This is a genomic window from Stenotrophomonas sp. 05L44_2, from assembly GCF_056665995.1.
The window spans coordinates 1-2,098 of the sequence record NZ_JBFTNR010000723.1 but is presented as its reverse complement, the minus strand read 5'-3'; the positions used below and the strand labels follow the sequence as shown (position 1 = coordinate 2,098).

Sequence of the window (2,098 nt, the reverse complement as noted above, 5' to 3'; positions counted from 1 at the left end):
GGCCAGCAGATGATGATCAGGCTGCTGCAGCCAGCGCTGCGCCAGCGCGAGGGCGCGGGTGTCGGGACGCTCCAGCGCAGCGCATTGTTCCGGTGTGCAGCCGTGGGCCCGCCAGCCTGCAACACCGAGCGCCAACGCTGCATCCGCATTGCCGGTGGTCTGCAGCAGCGCGCGCCTGGGTGCCAGGGAACCAGCCGCGATCAACAGGCGCAGCAGCGCCTCATGTCCATGCTCAGTCATCCCCCGACTATCGGCCTCACGCAACAAAGGCGCCCTAGGGCGCCTTCGCGTATTGCTGTCAGGGTATCCCGGAGGTTGCCGGCCGATGCGGCCGGCACTCCCTGCCGAGGCCGGGCGGGGCCCGGCGCCGGATCATTTCGCGTCCGGATGCAGCGCGCTGTAGCCCACACGCACCGGCTTCACACCCTGCATCACCAACGCATAGCTGACGTTGTCGAAGGTGCGGAAGACCATGGCATGCGCGGCGTACTCATCCGGCAGGCTGACCCGGCCGGCGCCGGTGCTGATCGAGTCGTCCATGCGAGAGGACCCCGGGAACTTCATCCGGTGCGCCACGTGGCTGCCATGGCGCCACAGCGAGAACACGGTGCCGTTGTCCACGCCCTGGGCGCGACCAGCGGAAATCGCGATCACATCGCGCGGGCCGCCGGTAGTGAACATATCGGTGACTGCCAGCACGCGTACATCCACGCCTTCCACGCCGGCTGCGGGCACATGCGGGAAGAACTGCAGGTCGTACGGCGTGGCCTCGACCGGCACCAGGCGGTCGCCTGCACGTACTTCACGGCCGCCGCTGGCGTTGTCCAGCGCCAGGGTCGACGCTTCGGTCTTGCCGCCGGCCACCTGGGTGATGGTGCYGGTGCCGACCTGTGCCAGCTCGTAACCCAGCACGCCGCGGCGGTGGTTGGGCGCGCTGAAGGCCTTCCAGAGATTGCCGCTGCCCGGGGTGACGTCGCCGTTGGCGGTCAGGTCCTCGGTGGGCTTGGGCTGGGCGTAGCGCACGGTCGGGCGGACCACGGCCCAGCGCTGCCCGACCTGGGCGTCGGCCAGGCGCACATAGGCGGTCTGCCCACCGGTGGCGCGCAGGCGGTTGTCTTCCAGGCCGACCACATAGGGCAGCTGTTCGATGCTGTCGACCACGCTGAGCTGCTTCAGGAACGGCTCGACCTGGGCCAGCGGCACGCCGGTTACCGGGGCTTCCTGGCGCGGGCCGGGCTGGGCCGTCACGCGGTCCAGGTAGGCCAGGCTGAGGACGTCACCGGGATAGATCAGGTGTGGATTGGCGACCTGCGGATTGGCCTGCCATATCTCCGGCCACAGCCATGGTTTCTGCAGGAATCGTCCTGCGATGTCCCACAGGGTGTCCCCTTTGCGGACCACATAGGTGTCCGGGTGCCCGCCATTCACTTCCACGGCGGTAGCATAGGCAGCCACGGTCAGCATCGCCGCGGCGACGACCGTACGAAAACGAAGCAACATAGGTGTGAAGCCCTGATTCCCCAACAGGTTCGCGCACTATAGTCCAGAAACCGGGGCGCAAGGCAAGCGTTGGAGCTAGAATCTGCGACGTATGCCGGCGTACCCCGGCCCCAACCCCGGAAACTGCCATGGCTTTACTCCCCATCCTTGAGTTCCCCGATCCGCGCCTGCGTACCAAGGCTGCGTTGATCGATGCCGCCGAAGTGACCACGCCGGCGTTCCAGGAGCTGCTCGACAACATGTTCGAGACCATGTACGACGCCCCGGGCATCGGCCTGGCTGCCAGCCAGGTGGACGTGCACCAGCGCTTCATGGTCATCGACGTSAGYGAAGARAAGRACRMSCCGCGSGTSTTCATCAACCCGGARATCGTCGCCAASGASGGSGGCCAGGTSTACCAGGAAGGYTGCCTGTCGGTGCCKGGCATCTTYGCCGACGTSACCCGTGCCGACACCATCACCGTCAAGTTCCTGGATCGCCAGGGGCAGCCGCAGGAGTTGACCACCGACGGCCTGCTGGCGGTCTGCGTGCAGCACGAGATGGACCATCTGGACGGCAAGCTGTTCATCGATTACCTGTCGCCGCTGAAGCGCGAGAT

The 2,098-nt window shown here is 66.8% G+C and carries 2 protein-coding genes and 1 pseudogene; 1 reads left to right on the top strand and 2 read right to left on the bottom strand.

What is annotated here, in order from left to right; translation table 11 throughout:
- Nucleotides 1-240, bottom strand: a pseudogene (locus tag AC1VAN_RS19810) (DNA-processing protein DprA); the annotation flags it as partial.
- A gap of 132 nt (nt 241-372) precedes the next feature.
- Nucleotides 373-1,500: a LysM peptidoglycan-binding domain-containing protein gene (locus AC1VAN_RS19805; protein ID WP_480986536.1), complete on the bottom strand. Its 1,128-nt coding sequence runs from the start codon at nt 1,498-1,500 to the stop codon at nt 373-375.
- 128 nt (nt 1,501-1,628) lie between these two features.
- On the opposite strand from AC1VAN_RS19805, the gene def reads away from it, so the two are divergent.
- On the top strand, nt 1,629-2,098 hold a 470-nt coding region (gene def, locus AC1VAN_RS19800; protein ID WP_480986535.1), incomplete at its 3' end, for a peptide deformylase.